This is a genomic window from Streptomyces sp. Ru71 (genome assembly GCF_002920535.1).
Taxonomy (GTDB): domain Bacteria; phylum Actinomycetota; class Actinomycetes; order Streptomycetales; family Streptomycetaceae; genus Streptomyces.
In genome coordinates, this window is sequence record NZ_PQSS01000068.1 from 1 (window position 1) to 15280 (window position 15280).

Annotated in this window: 9 protein-coding genes; 4 read left to right on the forward strand and 5 right to left on the reverse strand. The window is 71.8% G+C overall.

The genetic code is table 11. The annotated features are described in order from the left end of the window. Positions 1-4: 4 nt before the first annotated feature. Together ppdK and C3489_RS29515 are read right to left on the reverse strand one after the other, a co-directional pair. A complete protein-coding gene (ppdK, locus tag C3489_RS29510) occupies positions 5-2752 on the reverse strand; it encodes a pyruvate, phosphate dikinase (protein WP_374936789.1) in 2748 nt (915 codons plus the stop codon). Positions 2753-3186: 434 nt separating this feature from the next. Beyond that, positions 3187-4413, reverse strand: a complete 1227-nt coding sequence (locus C3489_RS29515) for an ROK family protein (protein ID WP_181139901.1) — start codon at positions 4411-4413, stop codon at positions 3187-3189. Between the two features lie 153 nt (positions 4414-4566). Here C3489_RS29515 and C3489_RS29520 point away from each other — a divergent pair, with 153 nt between their 5' ends. Beyond that, the gene (locus C3489_RS29520; protein ID WP_107499756.1) at positions 4567-6024 is read left to right on the forward strand and encodes a trehalase family glycosidase; all 1458 of its coding nucleotides are present in this window, start codon (positions 4567-4569) and stop codon (positions 6022-6024) included. Next, positions 6021-7979: a glycogen debranching N-terminal domain-containing protein gene (locus tag C3489_RS29525; protein WP_103785141.1), complete on the forward strand. Its 1959-nt coding sequence runs from the start codon at positions 6021-6023 to the stop codon at positions 7977-7979. Before C3489_RS29520 ends, C3489_RS29525 begins: the two co-directional genes overlap by 4 nt. A gap of 4 nt (positions 7980-7983) precedes the next feature. Here the strand turns inward: C3489_RS29525 and C3489_RS29530 are convergent, their stop codons facing one another. After that, positions 7984-9627: a hypothetical protein gene (locus C3489_RS29530; protein ID WP_103785142.1), complete on the reverse strand. Its 1644-nt coding sequence runs from the start codon at positions 9625-9627 to the stop codon at positions 7984-7986. Between the two features lie 189 nt (positions 9628-9816). Here C3489_RS29530 and C3489_RS29535 point away from each other — a divergent pair, with 189 nt between their 5' ends. Then, positions 9817-11589, forward strand: a complete 1773-nt coding sequence (locus C3489_RS29535; RefSeq protein ID WP_374936790.1) for a CDP-alcohol phosphatidyltransferase — start codon at positions 9817-9819, stop codon at positions 11587-11589. 25 nt (positions 11590-11614) lie between these two features. Here the strand turns inward: C3489_RS29535 and dusB are convergent, their stop codons facing one another. Next, positions 11615-12757: a tRNA dihydrouridine synthase DusB gene (dusB, locus tag C3489_RS29540; RefSeq protein WP_103785143.1), complete on the reverse strand. Its 1143-nt coding sequence runs from the start codon at positions 12755-12757 to the stop codon at positions 11615-11617. A gap of 97 nt (positions 12758-12854) precedes the next feature. Between dusB and C3489_RS29545 the strand changes: the two genes are divergently transcribed. Next, a complete protein-coding gene (locus C3489_RS29545) occupies positions 12855-14306 on the forward strand; it encodes an MFS transporter (protein ID WP_103785144.1) in 1452 nt (483 codons plus the stop codon). On the opposite strand, the gene C3489_RS29550 is transcribed toward C3489_RS29545, so the two are convergent. Continuing rightward, positions 14303-15223 (reverse strand): helix-turn-helix transcriptional regulator, encoded by a 921-nt coding sequence (locus tag C3489_RS29550; protein ID WP_103785145.1) that lies wholly within the window; start codon positions 15221-15223, stop codon positions 14303-14305. The genes C3489_RS29545 and C3489_RS29550 overlap by 4 nt on opposite strands. Positions 15224-15280 lie beyond the last annotated feature (57 nt).

Genomic DNA, 15280 nt, shown 5'->3' on the forward strand with positions numbered 1-15280 from the left:
CGGCTCAGCGGTGGTCGCTGCCCTCCGACTGGGTCGCCGCGCGGCCGGCCTCCAGGCGGGCCACCGGGATGCGGAACGGGGAGCAGGAGACGTAGTCCAGGCCGACCTCGTGGAAGAAGTGGACCGACTCCGGGTCGCCGCCGTGCTCACCGCAGACGCCGAGCTTCAGGTCGGGGCGGGTCCGCCGGCCCGCTTCCGCCGCCAGCTTCACCAGGGAGCCGACGCCGTCCTTGTCGATCGTCTCGAAGGGGGAGACGCCGAAGATGCCCTTCTCCAGGTACGCCGTGAAGAAGGACGCCTCCACGTCGTCGCGGCTGAAGCCCCACACCGTCTGGGTCAGGTCGTTCGTACCGAAGGAGAAGAACTCCGCCGCCTCCGCGATCTGCCCCGCCGTGAGCGCGGCGCGCGGCAGCTCGATCATCGTGCCGATCGCCAGCTTCAGCTCCGTGCCCGTCGCCGCCTGCACCTCCGCGATGACCCGGTCGGCCTCCTCGCGGACGATCTCCAGCTCCTGGACCGTGCCGACGAGCGGGATCATGATCTCGGCGCGCGGGTCGCCCTTGGCGGACTTGCGCTCCGCCGCGGCCTCCGCGATCGCGCGGACCTGCATGGTGAACAGGCCGGGGATCACCAGGCCCAGGCGTACGCCGCGCAGGCCCAGCATCGGGTTCTGCTCGTGCAGGCGGTGGACCGCCTGGAGCAGGCGCAGGTCGTTCTCGTGCGGCTCCTGGCGCGACTCCGCCAGGGCCACGCGGACCGACAGCTCCGTGATGTCGGGGAGGAACTCGTGCAGCGGCGGGTCGAGGAGGCGGATGGTGACCGGGAGGCCGTCCATCGCCTCGAAGAGCTCGACGAAGTCCTTCTTCTGAAGGGGGAGGAGGGCCTTGAGGGACGCCTCGCGCTCCTCCTCCGTGTCCGCCAGGATCAGGCGCTCCACCAGCTCGCGGCGGTCGCCGAGGAACATGTGCTCCGTGCGGCACAGGCCGATGCCCTGGGCACCGAAGCGACGGGCGCGCAGCGCGTCCTCGGCGTTGTCCGCGTTGGCGCGCACCCGCAGCCGGCGCTTGCGGTCGGCGAAGGCCATGATGCGGTGGACGGCCTCGACCAGCTCGTCGGCGTCGTCGGCGCCCGCGTGCATGCGGCCCTCGAAGTACTCCACGACCGGCGACGGGACGACCGGGACCTCGCCGAGGTACACCTTGCCCGTGGAGCCGTCGATGGAGATGACGTCGCCCTCTTCGACCACGTGGCCGCCCGGTACCGTCATCCGGCGGCGCTTGGTGTCGACCTCCAGCTCCTCCGCGCCGCAGACACAGGTCTTGCCCATGCCGCGCGCGACGACGGCCGCGTGGGAGGTCTTGCCGCCGCGCGAGGTGAGGATTCCCTCGGCGGCGATCATGCCGTCCAGGTCGTCGGGGTTGGTCTCGCGGCGGACCAGGATGACCTTCTCGCCCGAGCGGGACCACTTCACCGCGGTGTAGGAGTCGAAGACCGCCTTGCCGACGGCCGCGCCCGGCGAGGCCGCGATGCCGCGGCCGACCTGCTGGACCTTGGCCTTCTCGTCGAAGCGCGGGAACATCAGCTGCGCGAGCTGGGCGCCGTTGACGCGCTGGAGGGCCTCGGCCTCGTCGATCAGGCCCTGGTCGACGAGCTGGGTGGCGATGCGGAACGCGGCGGCCGCGGTGCGCTTGCCGACGCGGGTCTGCAGCATCCACAGCTTGCCGCGCTCGATGGTGAACTCGATGTCGCAGAGATCCTTGTAGTGGTTCTCAAGGGTCTCCATGATCTGCATGAGCTGGTCGTAGGACTTCTTGTCGATCTTCTCCAGGTCCGCGAGCGGGACGGTGTTGCGGATGCCCGCCACCACGTCCTCGCCCTGCGCGTTCTGGAGGTAGTCGCCGTAGACGCCCTGGTGGCCGCTGGCGGGGTCGCGGGTGAAGGCGACGCCGGTGCCGGAGTCCGGGCCCAGGTTGCCGAAGACCATCGAGCAGACGTTGACCGCGGTGCCCAGGTCGCCGGGGATGCGCTCCTGGCGGCGGTAGAGCTTGGCGCGGTCGCCGTTCCAGGAGTCGAAGACCGCGCGGATGGCGAGGTCCATCTGCTCGCGCGGGTCCTGCGGGAAGTCCCGGCCGGTCTCCTTCTTCACGATCTTCTTGAAGGTGGTGACCAGCTTCTTGAGGTCGGCGGCCTCCAGCTCGGTGTCGACCGTGACCTTCTTGGCCTCCTTGGCCTTGTCCAGCGCCTCCTCGAAGAGCTCGCCGTCGACTCCGAGGACGGTCTTGCCGAACATCTGGATGAGGCGCCGGTAGGAGTCCCACGCGAAGCGCTCGTCACCGGCCTGGTCGGCGAGGCCCTTCACGGACTTGTCCGAGAGGCCGATGTTGAGGACGGTGTCCATCATGCCGGGCATCGAGAACTTGGCGCCCGAGCGGACCGAGACCAGCAGGGGGTTGTCGGCCTGGCCGAGCTTCTTGCCCATGCGGCTCTCCAGCGCGTCGAGGTGCGCACTCACCTCGTCACGCAGTGCCGCCGGAGCCTCGCCGCTCTCCAGGTAGACCTTGCAGGCCTCCGTGGTGATGGTGAAGCCGGGCGGGACCGGAAGGCCCAGGTTCGTCATCTCGGCGAGGTTCGCGCCCTTTCCGCCGAGGAGGTCCTTGAGGTCCTTGTTGCCCTCGGTGAAGTCGTAAACGAACTTCACGCCCTCAACGCTGTTGCCCGACGCGGGTCGCTGCTGATCTTTGTTTTCCGACACGGGTCTCGACTCCTCGAGGACGCGGTGGCTGCCCTGACGTCGAGGAACATACCCAGATCGAAGGCTCATGGGTACGTCTACTTGCACGTCATGCGCCCGTAACCAGTCGTCCGCCAGCGGATCGAAAGTCAAGGCTTGGCAAGCAACCGAGAGTTTTTGTTTTCACTTCTTGAACGCATCAACACCCGTAGACCTTGGCTGTCGCTCACATGAGCGGCTTTCGGCACGTCTGAGTTCGCCCGATGAACGATCAAAGGGTGGCACTCAGTGCCACCCCTTTCAGAAGTGCAGTCGCCCTCGAATCGCTCATCTGAGCGCAACCCTTATCAGGGGTGGCGAGAATCACGCTCCCACACGGGGCGCGATTTCACCATGCGGACGGGTATCCGTGACGGCCGACCATCACACGGCACAGCCGTCACACGACCGGGCCGTCACACGCCCAGCGCCCGCAGCCGCTCCTCCGCCCGTTCCGGCGCGTACAGGTGCTCCACGACCAGAGCCCCCGCGCCCAGCAGCGCCGCCCGCTCCCCGAGCCGGGAGGTCACCACCTCCAGATGAGCGGTGGAGCGCGGCAGCGCCCGCTGGTACAGCAGCTCGCGCACGCCGGTGAGGAACGGCGTTCCGGCCAGGTCCCCGGCGATCATCAGCACGCCCGGGTTGAGCAGGGTGACCACCGTCGCCAGCACCTCGCCGACCCGGCGCCCCGCCTCCCGCGCCAGCCCCACGGCCTCCGGATGCCCGGCCGCCAGCAGCTCCCGCACATCCGAGCCGGACGCCGCCGGCACCCCGGCCTCCGCCAGCCGCCGCGCCACGGCACCGCCGCTCGCGACGGCGGCCAGACAGCCGTAGGAGCCGCACCGGCACAGCGCCCGCTCCCCCTCGGGCACCCGGATGTGCCCGATGTCGCCGGCGCCGCCGTCGATGCCCCGGTAGATGGAGCCGTCCACCACCACGCCGGCGCCGATTCCCGTCGACACCTTGACCAGCGCGAACGCCGAGCAGTCCGGGTAGCCGGCGCGCTGTTCGCCGTACGCCATGAGGTTGGCGTCGTTGTCGACGAGCACCGGGACCGACGTCGGGCCGGTGTGCTCGGCGAAGGCGCGGGCCAGGCGGCCCCTTATGTCGTAGCCGTCCCAGCCCGGCATGATCGGGGGCTGGACGACGCGGCCCGAGTCGCTGTCCACCGGGCCGGGCACGGCCAGCCCGATGCCGCACACCTCCTGCGCGCCGCGCCCGGAGCGCGCGAGCAGTCCGGCGAACCAGCGGCCCAGCTCGCCCAGCACCGCCTCGGGGCCGTCCTCGACGACCAGGGTCCCGGTGTGCTCGGCGAGCAGCTCGCCGGTCAGGGTCAGCAGGGCGGCCCGGGCGTGGCGGGTGTCCAGGTCGGCGGCCAGCACCACCGCGTGCTCGTCGTCGAACTCCAGGGTGATGGAGGGGCGCCCGCCCAGCGGTGAGCCGACCGGTCCGCCGGCGCCCTCGCGCAGCCAGCCGGCCCGGAAGAGCCGGTCCAGGCGCTGGCCGACGGTCGCCCGGGACAGTCCGGTCGCCTGCTGAAGGGCCCCGCGGGTGGTGGCGCGGCCGCTGCGCACGAGTTCGAGCAGATCTCCCGCGCCGGCCTGGTTCCCGCCGCGTCCGGTCCTGCCGGGCCGTCCCGTCATGCGCACCCCCTTGTGTTTCCCCATCGTGCATTACATAGTGAGTTTTGCGTGTTAAATAGACGTAACCCTTCGGTGGTCCCGGCCGATCCGCTCGGCCGCACGTCTTTCGGGGAGTCCCGAGTGGATCGCACCGCGCAGGCCGGGCCGTCCCGTGTGGACCGCACCGCGCAGCTCACCGCCGCCCGCGGCACCGAGCCGGATATCGCGTACGATCCGCCCCCCGTCCCCTGCGACCTGCACCGCAGCGCCGCCGCGGTGCTGGAGGCCAACTGGACCGGCGCCTCCACCGTGCCGTCGAAGCGCCTGTACCCGCACCAGTGGTCCTGGGACTCGGCGTTCATCGCCATCGGGCTCAGGCACCTCTCCGCGTTACGGGCACAGACCGAGCTGGAGACGCTGCTGGCCGCGCAGTGGGGCGACGGGCGAGTGCCGCACATCGTGTTCAACCCGGCCGTCCCCCTCGACGCCTACTTCCCCAGCCCCGACTTCTGGCGCTCCTCCACCGCCGGACGCACCGCCGGCGCCCCGCGCACGGTACAGACCTCGGGCATCGTCCAGCCACCGGTGCACGCGCTGGCCGCCTGGCTGGTGCACCGCGCCGACCCGGAGCTGTCCCGGGCGCGCGGCTTCCTCGCCCGGGTGTATCCGAGGCTGGCCGCCTGGCACCGCTATCTGCTGCACCGGCGGGACCTGGGCGGGGCGGGACTGGTGTCCGTGGTGCACCCGTGGGAGCAGGGCATGGACAACAGCCCCTGCTGGGACGCCCCGCTGGCCCGCGTCAGGCCCGCCCCGGCCCGCTCCTTCCGCCGCGCCGACCTCGACCACGGCGCCGCCGAAGACCGGCCCACCGACCTGGACTACGGGCGGTACGTGCGGCTGGCGACCGACTACCGGGATCGCGGATACGCCGACGGCCACGGTGACTTCGCCGTCGAGGACCCCTCCTTCAACGCCCTGCTCATCGCCTCCGAGCACGCCCTCGCGCGGATCGCGCACGAACTCGGCGCTCCCGGCACGGCCCGGCACGCGCGTGCCGAGCGGCTGACCGGGGTGCTCGTGGAGCGGCTGTGGGACCCGGGACGGGGCATGTTCTTCTGCCGGGACGTCGTCACCGGCGAGCAGATCGGCGAGCGCGGGGTGTCCGGGCTGATCCCGCTGCTGCTGCCGGCGCTGCCCCGTGAGCAGGTCACGGCCCTGGTCGCGACGCTCACCGGCCCGCACTTCGGGCTGGGCACCACCACCCGCCTGGTGCCCAGCTACGACCTGCTCGGCGAGTCCTTCGACCCGCACCGCTACTGGCGAGGCCCGGCCTGGTTCAACACCGGCTGGCTGATCGAGCGCGGGCTGAGAACCCACGGCGAGCGGGAGCGGGCCGACGCCCTCGCGGAGGCGCTGCCGGCCATCGCCGCCGCGTCCGGTTTCGCCGAGTACGTCGACCCGTACACCGGCGAGCCGTGCGGGACACGGGACTTCGCGTGGACGGCGGCGCTGGCGCTCGACCTGGTGCACGGCACGGCGGGGCGGGCCCCGGGCGCGGGCGTGTCCCCGGCGGCCGGCGAGACGTTCGGCAAGAGCAGCGACAGGGACTCAAGGGGAGGGGAGAGGGGATGACGGACCGGAATCATCTGCTCGTGCACGGGGGGACGTTCGCCGCGGTGGGTGACGGCGGCGACATCACCGCAGGGCGGGGCGGGCACCTGCCCGCCGGGCTGTTCGTCCGGGACGGACGGCATCTGAGCCGCTGGCAGCTGACCGTGGACGGCGCGGTCGCGGAGGTGCTGACGCCGGTCGCGGACGGCGGAGACGGCGCGCGCTGTGTGCTCGTCCCGCGCGGCGGCCGTAACGAGCCGCCCGCGTACACGCTGTTCCGGGAGCAGGCCGTCGGGGACGGTTCGTTCGTCGAGGCGCTGCGTGTGGTCGGCAACCGGCCGGTGCCGACGACGGTACGGCTCGCCCTCACCGTGGACGCCGACTTCGCCGACCAGTTCGAGCTGCGCTCCGACCACCGCACCTACGCCAAGCTCGGCGTCGTACGCTCCCGTCAAGTGCTCGACGACGGGCTGGAGTTCAGCTACCGGCGCGGTGCGTGGCGCTCGTGCACGACGATCACCGCGGACCCGGCGCCGGACGCCGTCGAGGAGACCGGCACGGGTGCGCGGCGCCTGCTGTGGACGCTTCAGCTGCCGGCGCACGGCACGGCCGAGCTGACCCTGCGGGTGATGGCCCGGCCGCACGGGGAGAAGCGGGCGCTGCGCGTGCCGCGCTCCCCGCGGTCGGTGACCGAGCGGCGGCTGGCCGAGGAGGAGCGGTTCCTGGAGGGCGTGGCCTTCCCCACCGGCTGGCCGGAGCTGGCCGCGGCCTGCGCGCGGGGCCTGGCCGACCTGGCGGCGCTGCAGGTGCCGGCCCGCGGACCGGACGGCGAGGAGCTGCGCGTCCCGGCCGCCGGCGCCCCGTGGTTCCTCACCCTGCTCGGCCGGGACGCCCTGCTGACCTCGCTGTTCACCCTCCCCTACCGGCCCCGGCCGGCCGCCGACACGCTCCTCGCGCTCGCCGCGACCCAGGCGGGCGAGGACGGCGCGGCGCCGGTCGCCCAGCCCGGCAAGATCGTGCACGAGGTACGGCACGGAGAGCTGGCGCACTTCGGGCAGGTGCCGTACGCCCGCTACTACGGCTCGGTCGACGCCACCCCGCTCTTCCTGGTCCTGCTCGGCGCGTACGTCGAGCAGACCGGCGACACCGGCCTGGCCGTCCGGCTCCAGCCGCACGCCCGCGCGGCCGTGACCTGGATGCTGGACCACGGCGGGCTCACCTCCCGCGGCTATCTGGTCTACCGCGCCGACCGGGGCGGCCTGGCCAACCAGAACTGGAAGGACTCCCCCGGCGCGATCTGTTCCGCCGACGGCACCCGGCCCGCCGGCCCGGTGATGGCGGCGGGCGCCCAGGGCTACGCGTACGACGCGCTGCGCCGCACGGCGTGGCTGGCGCGCACGGTGTGGCACGACGAGGTGTACGCGGCGCTGCTGGAACAGGCCGCCGCCGACCTGCGCGACCGCTTCCAGCGAGACTTCTGGATGCCGGAGCACGACTTCCCGGCGCTGGCCCTGGACGGGGCGGGCCGCCGGGTCGACGCGCTGGCCTCGGACGCCGGGCATCTGCTGTGGTCGGGGCTGCTGGACAAGGAGTACGGCGAGCAGGTCGGCCGGCGTCTGCTGGAGCCGGACTTCTTCTCCGGCTGGGGCGTGCGCACGCTGGCGGCGGGGCAGCCGGCGTACCACCCGCTGTCGTACCACCGGGGTTCGGTGTGGCCGCACGACAACGCGCTGATCGCGCTCGGCCTGGCGCGCTACGGCCTGCACGACGAGGCCCGCGCGGTGGCGGGGGCGCTGGTCGACGCGGCGACGGCCGGCGGGCACCGGCTGCCGGAGGTGCTGGCGGGGTACGGGCGGGACACGCATGCGGAGCCGGTGCCGTATCCGCATGCGTGCCTGCGCGAGGCCCGCTCGGCGGCGGCACCGCTGGCGCTGCTCACTGCCGTGGGGGCCGTGGGGGTGCTGTCACCCGCGTGAGGGGTTACTGGACGTCGACGAAGTCCAGGCGGCTGTAGCTGTAGAAGCGGTAGAGGTCATCGCCTGCGTACCTGGCCTGCCAGTCGCCGTCCTTGGCCGCTGTGAAGGTCATGGTGAAGCTGCCGTCCTGGCCTGTGGTGGTGGCGCCGACCCCGCGCCAGGTGGTGGTGCCGTACTCGCGGAAGTAGATGCCGATCCGTTCGCCCGGCAACGCGTACCACACCGCGGGGTTCACGCCTTCGTACTTCTCGCTGAGCTTGCCGGTGACGGTGATCGGGGCACCCGCCTTGACCGGCTCCGGGTTCGCGTTGAACTCGGGGAACGCCGTCATGGTGCGCGCCCCGTACGCGGCCGGGGAGGCGGTGCCGGCCGGGATGTCCTTGGTCCCGGCGAACTGGAACCGCCAGTCGCCAGGGCCCGGGTAGGGCATGTTCTCGGCCGTGACGGTGCGGGAGCTGTTCCCCGCCGTGGCAGGGCTGTCGAGGGTCTGCTTGGTGACCCAGTCCGTGGTCCCCTTGGCCTTGAACTGGACGTTCACTGTGAGGGTCGTCGCCGCCGGGAGGTCGTACCGGTCGAAGATGCCCGACACCGTGACCTTCTTGTACGGGCTGACGGTGATGGCGAGGTTCCTGTGGAAGCCCGCGCTCGTCGTCGGGTCCGAGCTGAAGGTCGTACGCGTGCCCCACAGCCACGGCGTTTCCGGGAGAGCGGCCAGCTTCGGCTGGGTGCCGTAGATGGGGACCTGGACGGTGAACCGCCCGTCCTCACCCGCCGTGAAGTTCCGTTCCCTGTACCACGTGGAGTTGTAGGCCTTGTACACCTCCATCGCCGTCCCGAGGGGCACCGGCCTGGAGACGCCGTCGCGGTACCGGTAGGTGGCCCGGCCGGTCAGCGGGGCGTCGGTCCCGTCCGGGCCGGTCACCTTGGGCGAGTCCAGCGTGATGGTGGTCTCCGCGATGGGAACGACGACATAGCGGGCCTGACCGTGTGAGGGGTCCGCGCCGGCCGGACGGACGGCCACCCTGACGTCGTTCTGCCACGTCCTCTTGTCCTGCTTCTCCGTGCCGGTGAAGGTGAAGGGCACCTCAAGGTGTCCCGCGGCGTCGGTGGTCACCCCCGTCCTCGCCGCAGTCGTCTCCACCACGAGGCGGCCGTTCACCATCGGCTTCTCGGAGTCGTCACGCGGGTCGCGCAGCGTCGCGTCCGCCTTGAGGGTGACCGTCCTGTGCTCCAGGTCCGGGGTGCCGATCACGTCGAACGTCTTGACCAACGGGATCAGGTGGTAGTCGAGGACGGCCTCGTCCTTGTGCAGGACCGTTTCGCCCCCGGTGCCCGCGTACTCGACGTCCACGGCGTACCGGCCCAGGTCCGCCAGGCGCAGCGCAGAGGTCTTGACGGCGGTCCCACCGGAGTCGGCGCCGAATTCGGTGACGGTCGCCACCGGGGCGTCGGTGCCCTCCTTGCGCAGGACCACCTTCAGGTCCTCAGGCGGCGTGCTGGTACCGAAGTCCACGTAGACCCGGGTGTCGTCCGTCCGCACCGAGGGCCCGTTCGGATACGGGTCGGCCGCCTGCGCCGCCGTCGGCATCGCGAGGAGGCCGCCGAGCGCGCCGAGCGTGCACAGCGCCGCGAGGGTGCGTCTTCTCATGTGTCTCCCCCCAGGGATTCAAGATCCAATCAGCTTCCAGACCTCCGCTGGGGACGGAAGGTTGTACGGAACCGGAGCATTTGTTGGACGTCCGTTTGCCGGGTGTTTGCCCACCCGGCTGAACGCCCCCCGAGGCCCCGCCGTACGCAAGGACGACACCGCGCCGGCCCCCGACGGAAGGACCCCGGGTTGTCCCAGGACACCAGCACGCGCGAGCTGGAGGAGAGCGCCGAGGCGGACGTCGCCGCCCCGCCCTCCCCCGTCGCCCGGCGCCTCCTCCGCCTCCCGCGTCTGCGGCCCCGCCTGGCCACATGGCGCACCCGGCATCCCTCCGCCGCCCGGGCCCTGTCCGTCACGCTCACCGTGCTCGCCGCCCTCCTCGTCCAGGTCGCCCTGGAGATGCCGAACACCCAGGCCGGGCTGCGGCCCGCCGCGTTCGTACGGCTGCCGGCCGAGGCGATCATCGGGGCGGTCGTCCTGCTGCATCTGCCGCGGCGGCCCCGGATCGCCGCGGCAGCGCTCGCCGGGGCACTGGTGGGCTGGCTGGCCGTGCTGGACATGCTGGACATCGGGTTCAAGGAGTATCTGGGCCGGCCGTTCAACATGATCCTGGACTGGGGGCTGTTCGACGACGCCCGCTCGTACGTGGCGGACTCGCTCGGCGGAACGGTGGCGCTGCTGCTCACGGTCGGTGCGATCGCCCTCGTCGTGCTGCTCGTCGTCCTGGTCTCGCTGTCCGCCGTCCGCCTCGGCTCGGTGCTCGTCCGGCACCGGGCGCGCGCGACGCGGGGGGTGCTGATCGCCGGGACGGTGTGGATCACGTGTGCCGCGTTCGGGCTGCAGATCGCCGGCGGGCCGCTGGCCACCCGGCATGCCGCGACCGTCGCCGAGGCCCAGGCCCGTACCGTGCGGGACACGCTGCGGGACGAGGCCGCGTTCGGCAAGGAGGCCCGGGTCGACGCGTTCGGCAACACCCCGCCCGCCCAGCTGGTGCCGGATCTGCGCGGCAAGGACGTGATCTTCACGTTCATCGAGAGCTACGGCCGCAGCGCGATCGAGGACCCGGTCATGGCGCCGGGCGTGGACCGCACGCTCACCGCGAGCACCCAGGCCCTCGCGAAGGCCGGCTTCCACGCGAAGAGCGGCTGGCTGACGTCGGCGACGTACGGCGGCGGCAGCTGGCTCGGCCACTCCACCTTCATGTCCGGCCTGTGGATCAGCAACCAGCAGCGCTACCGCACGGTCATGGCCAGCGACCACCTCAGCCTGACCAAGGTGTTCGCCAAGACCGGCGCGTGGGACACCGTCGGGGTGATGCCGGGCGTGGTGAAGGCCTGGCCGGAGCAGGAGTACTACGGCCTGGACAAGGTCTACAACGCCTTCCAGCTCGGCTACCACGGCCCGAAGTTCAGCTGGTCGACGATGCCCGACCAGTTCGCGCTCCAGCAGTTCCAGCAGCGCGAGCACGGCCGCAAGCGGGACAGGCCGCTGATGTCGGAGATCATCCTCACCTCCAGCCACCAGCCGTGGGCGCCGGTGCCGCGGATGGTCGGCTGGGACCAGCTCGGTGACGGGAAGGTCTACGACGCGATCGAGAAGGCCGGGAAGAAGTCCGCGGACGTCATCGCCGACTCGACCGCCTCCCGCGAGGAGTACGGCAAGTCGATCCAGTACTCGGTGACCGCGCTCACCCAGTGGCTTCAGCGCTACGGCACCGACGACACCGTGCTGGTCTTCCTCGGCGACCACCAGCCGATCGCCCGGGTCAGCGGCAACCACGCCAGCCGGGACGTGCCGGTGTCGATCGTCGCCAAGGACCCGAAGGTGCTGCAGAAGATCTCCGGGTGGGGCTGGACCGACGGGCTGCGGCCCGCGCACACCGCGCCGGTGTGGAAGATGAGCGCCTTCCGCGACCGCTTCCTGACGGCGTACGGGTCCGTCCCCCACCCGTCCGGGCGCTGACCGGCCGCCCTCCCCTGGTGGCTGATCAGCCGCCGGAGGTGTCCAGCTCCGCGTCCTCGGTGACGCCCGCGCAGTCGTAGGGGTCCTTCAGCCAGCCGTCGGGCAGGACGACACGGTTGTTGCCGGAGGTGCGGCCGCGCGGGCCGTCGGCGCCGGCCGGCCAGGGCTGGTCGAGGTCCAGCTCGTCCAGGCCGGCCCGCAGCTCCTCCAGCGTGGAGGTGACGGCGAGCCGCTTGCGCATCTCGGAGCCGACGGCGAAGCCCTTGAGGTACCAGGCGACGTGCTTGCGGAAGTCGATCACGCCCTTCGACTCGTCGCCGAGCCACTCGCCGAGCAGGGTGGCGTGCCGGACCATGGCGTCGGCGACCTCGCGCAGGGTGGGCCGGACGAAGTCCTGGGGGCGGCCCTCGAACGCGGCCACCAGGTCGGCGAACAGCCACGGCCGGCCCAGGCAGCCGCGGCCGACCACCACGCCGTCGCAGCCGGTCTCGCGGACCATGCGCAGCGCGTCCTCGGCGGACCAGATGTCGCCGTTGCCGAGCACGGGAATCTCCGGGACGTGCTCCTTGAGCCGGGCGATGGCGTCCCAGTCGGCGGTGCCGCCGTAGTGCTGGGCGGTGGTGCGGCCGTGCAGCGCGATCGCGGTGACGCCCTCCTCGACGGCGATGCGGCCGGCGTCGAGGTAGGTGAGGTGGTCGTCGTCGATGCCCTTGCGCATCTTCATCGTCACCGGCAGGTCGCCGGCGCCGCTGACGGCCTCCCGCAGGATGGCGCGCAGCAGGTTGCGCTTGTACGGCAGCGCGGAGCCGCCGCCCTTGCGGGTGACCTTGGGCACCGGGCAGCCGAAGTTCAGGTCGATGTGGTCGGCGAGGTCCTCCTCGACGATCATCCGGACCGCCTTGCCGACGGTGGCCGGGTCGACGCCGTACAGCTGGATGGAGCGCGGGCGCTCGCTGGCGTCGAAGCGGATCAGCTGCATGGTCTTGTCGTTGCGCTCGACCAGGGCCCGGGTGGTGATCATCTCGCTGACGAACAGCCCCTTGCCGCCGGAGAACTCCCTGCACAGGGTGCGGAAGGGCGCGTTCGTGATCCCCGCCATGGGGGCGAGCACGACGGGCGGCTGGACGGTGTGCGGGCCGATCTTCAGGGGCGCGGCGGTCGTGGGCATTCCCCCATTCTGACCCATCGGCCTGCACGCCATCGACATTGATCATGTAGCGGCCATTAGTTAACCACACTATCGAAATCGGCGTAGCATGGAATCCATGCCCGAGCTCAGCCCCCGTCGCCGTCTGTTCGTCCTCGCGATCTGCTGCATGAGCCTGCTGATCGTGAGTCTCGACAACACGGTCCTCAACGTGGCCCTGCCCGCCATGCAGCGCGACCTGCACGCGACCACGTCGGGACTCCAGTGGACCATCGACGCCTACACCCTGGTCCTGGCCTCCCTGCTGATGCTCGCCGGCTCCACCGCCGACCGCGTCGGGCGCAAGCGGGTGTTCATGGCCGGCCTGGTGGTCTTCACCGTCGGCTCGGTGCTGTGCTCCCTGGCGCCCAACCTCGAACTGCTGGTCGTCTTCCGCATGGTGCAGGCGGTCGGCGGCTCGATGCTCAACCCGGTCGCCATGTCGATCATCACCAACACCTTCACCGACCCGCGCGAGCGGGCCCGGGCGATCGGCGTGTGGGGCGCGGTCGTCGGCATCTCCATGGCGGCGGGCCCGCTGGTCGGCGGGCTGCTGGTGCAGTCGGTCGGCTGGCGGTCGATCTTCTGGGTCAACCTGCCCGTCGGCATCGCCGCCCTCCTTCTCACCCTGCGCTACGTCCCCGAGTCCCGCGCCCCCAAGGGCCGCCGCCCCGACCCGGTCGGCCAGCTGCTGGTCATCGCCCTGTTCGGGTCCCTGACCTACGCCATCATCGAGGCGCCCGCCGCCGGCGCCGGCTCGGTGCTGCCCTTCGCCGCGGTCGCGCTCGCCGCGCTGCTCGGCCTGCTGTGGTACGAGCCCCGGCGCGACGAACCCCTCATCGACCTGCGCTTCTTCCGCTCCGCGCCGTTCAGCGGGGCCACCGTCATCGCGATCAGCGCGTTCGCGGCGCTGGGCGGCTTCCTGTTCCTGTCCACGCTGTACCTGCAGAACGTGCGCGGCCTGAGCGCCCTGCACGCCGGCCTGTGGATGCTGCCGATGGCCGTGCCGACGTTCCTGTGCGCCCCGGTGTCCGGGCGGCTGGTCGGCACCCGTGGCCCACGGCTGCCGCTGCTGATCGCGGGCGTGGCGATGACCGCGAGCGCGGTGCTGTTCGCCGCGTTCGAGGCCGAGACGTCCGATGTCACCCTGTTCATCGGGTACGCGCTCTTCGGCATCGGCTTCGGCTTCGTGAACGCGCCGATCACCAATACGGCGGTGTCGGGCATGCCGCGCACCCAGGCCGGGGTGGCCGCCGCGGTCGCCTCGACGAGCCGGCAGCTGGGGCAGACGCTCGGGGTGGCGGTGGTGGGGGCGGTGCTGGCCACGGGCGTCGGTACCTCGTCGTACCGGGTTGCGTTCGTGTCGGCCGCGGGGCCCGGCTGGTGGGTACTGGTCCTTTGCGGCATGGCGGTGCTGGTGCTTGGCCTGGTGTCCAGTGGGCGTTGGGCGCGTCGGACCGCGTCGCGTGCGGCTGAGAGGCTGGCCTCGGATGAGGTGCGGTCTGTCGTGGGGGCTTCTGAGCGTGCCTAGCCGCGGGTCGTGTGGGGCTGGTCGCGCAGTTCCCCGCGCCCCTTCAGGGCGATTTGTTGCAGCTTCTCAAGACGTGCCCTCGTTTCGTCGTCCGCCGGGACGTAGGTGACCATGCGGGCTCCTACCTCCGGGCCCAGCCACAGGTCCGTGTGGTCCACCACCAGGCGGCCCACGTAGCGGTTGAGGAACTCCTTGCGCTTGGTGCGGTGGGCCACGACCTCGTGGCGGTCCCAGGCCTCGCAGAAGTCGGGGGACCGCTCACGCAGGCGCTTGAGCAGCAGCTTCCAGGCGGGTTCGCCCAGGTGGCCGGCCATCGCGGCGCGGAAGCGGGCCGCCATCAGCCGCTGGGCCTCCTCAAGGTGCACGATCGAGGACTGCCAGTCGGCGTTCGTGTAGGACAGGATCAGGCAGTTGCGGTCCTCGGGCGGGACCGCGTCCAGGTCGCACAGGAGCAGGCCGTAGGTGCGGTTGTAGCCGACGATGTCGTACCGCTCGTTCTGGATCGCCGCCGGGACCGGCTCCAGCTGCTCCAGCAGGGACCGCACCGCGGGCGTCACCGACGGGCAGCTCTGCGCCGGGCTCGGGTCGACGGCGCCGGCCAGCTGGAAGAGGTGGGCGCGCTCGCTGGCGTCCAGCTGGAGGGCACGTGCGAGGGCGTCCAGCACCTGGACGGAGACCTGGATGTCGCGGGCCTGTTCCAGCCAGGTGTACCAGGTGACGCCGACGGCGGAGAGCTGGGCGACCTCCTCGCGGCGCAGGCCGGGGGTGCGGCGCCGGCGGCCGCGGGGCAGGCCCACCTGTTCGGGGGCGATGCGCTCACGGCGGCTGCGCAGGAAGGCGGCCAGTTCGTGGCGGCGGACCTCGGTGCCGCGCTGGGCCGGCGGGGCGTGCTGCGTCTCCTGGGCCAGGATCGTCATGGAACCAGGGTGCCGCCGCGCGGGTCCCGTTTCCAGGTAGTCGTTCTACCAGGATAA

Coding starts and splice junctions, on each gene's coding strand:
- C3489_RS29545 (WP_103785144.1), top strand. CDS start 12,855: ATGCCCGAGCTCAGCCCCCGTCGCCGTCTGTTCGTCCTCGCGATCTGC.
- dusB (WP_103785143.1), bottom strand. CDS start 12,757: ATGCCCACGACCGCCGCGCCCCTGAAGATCGGCCCGCACACCGTCCAG.
- C3489_RS29530 (WP_103785142.1), bottom strand. CDS start 9,627: ATGAGAAGACGCACCCTCGCGGCGCTGTGCACGCTCGGCGCGCTCGGC.
- C3489_RS29550 (WP_103785145.1), bottom strand. CDS start 15,223: ATGACGATCCTGGCCCAGGAGACGCAGCACGCCCCGCCGGCCCAGCGC.
- C3489_RS29525 (WP_103785141.1), top strand. CDS start 6,021: ATGACGGACCGGAATCATCTGCTCGTGCACGGGGGGACGTTCGCCGCG.
- C3489_RS29515 (WP_181139901.1), bottom strand. CDS start 4,413: ATGACGGGACGGCCCGGCAGGACCGGACGCGGCGGGAACCAGGCCGGC.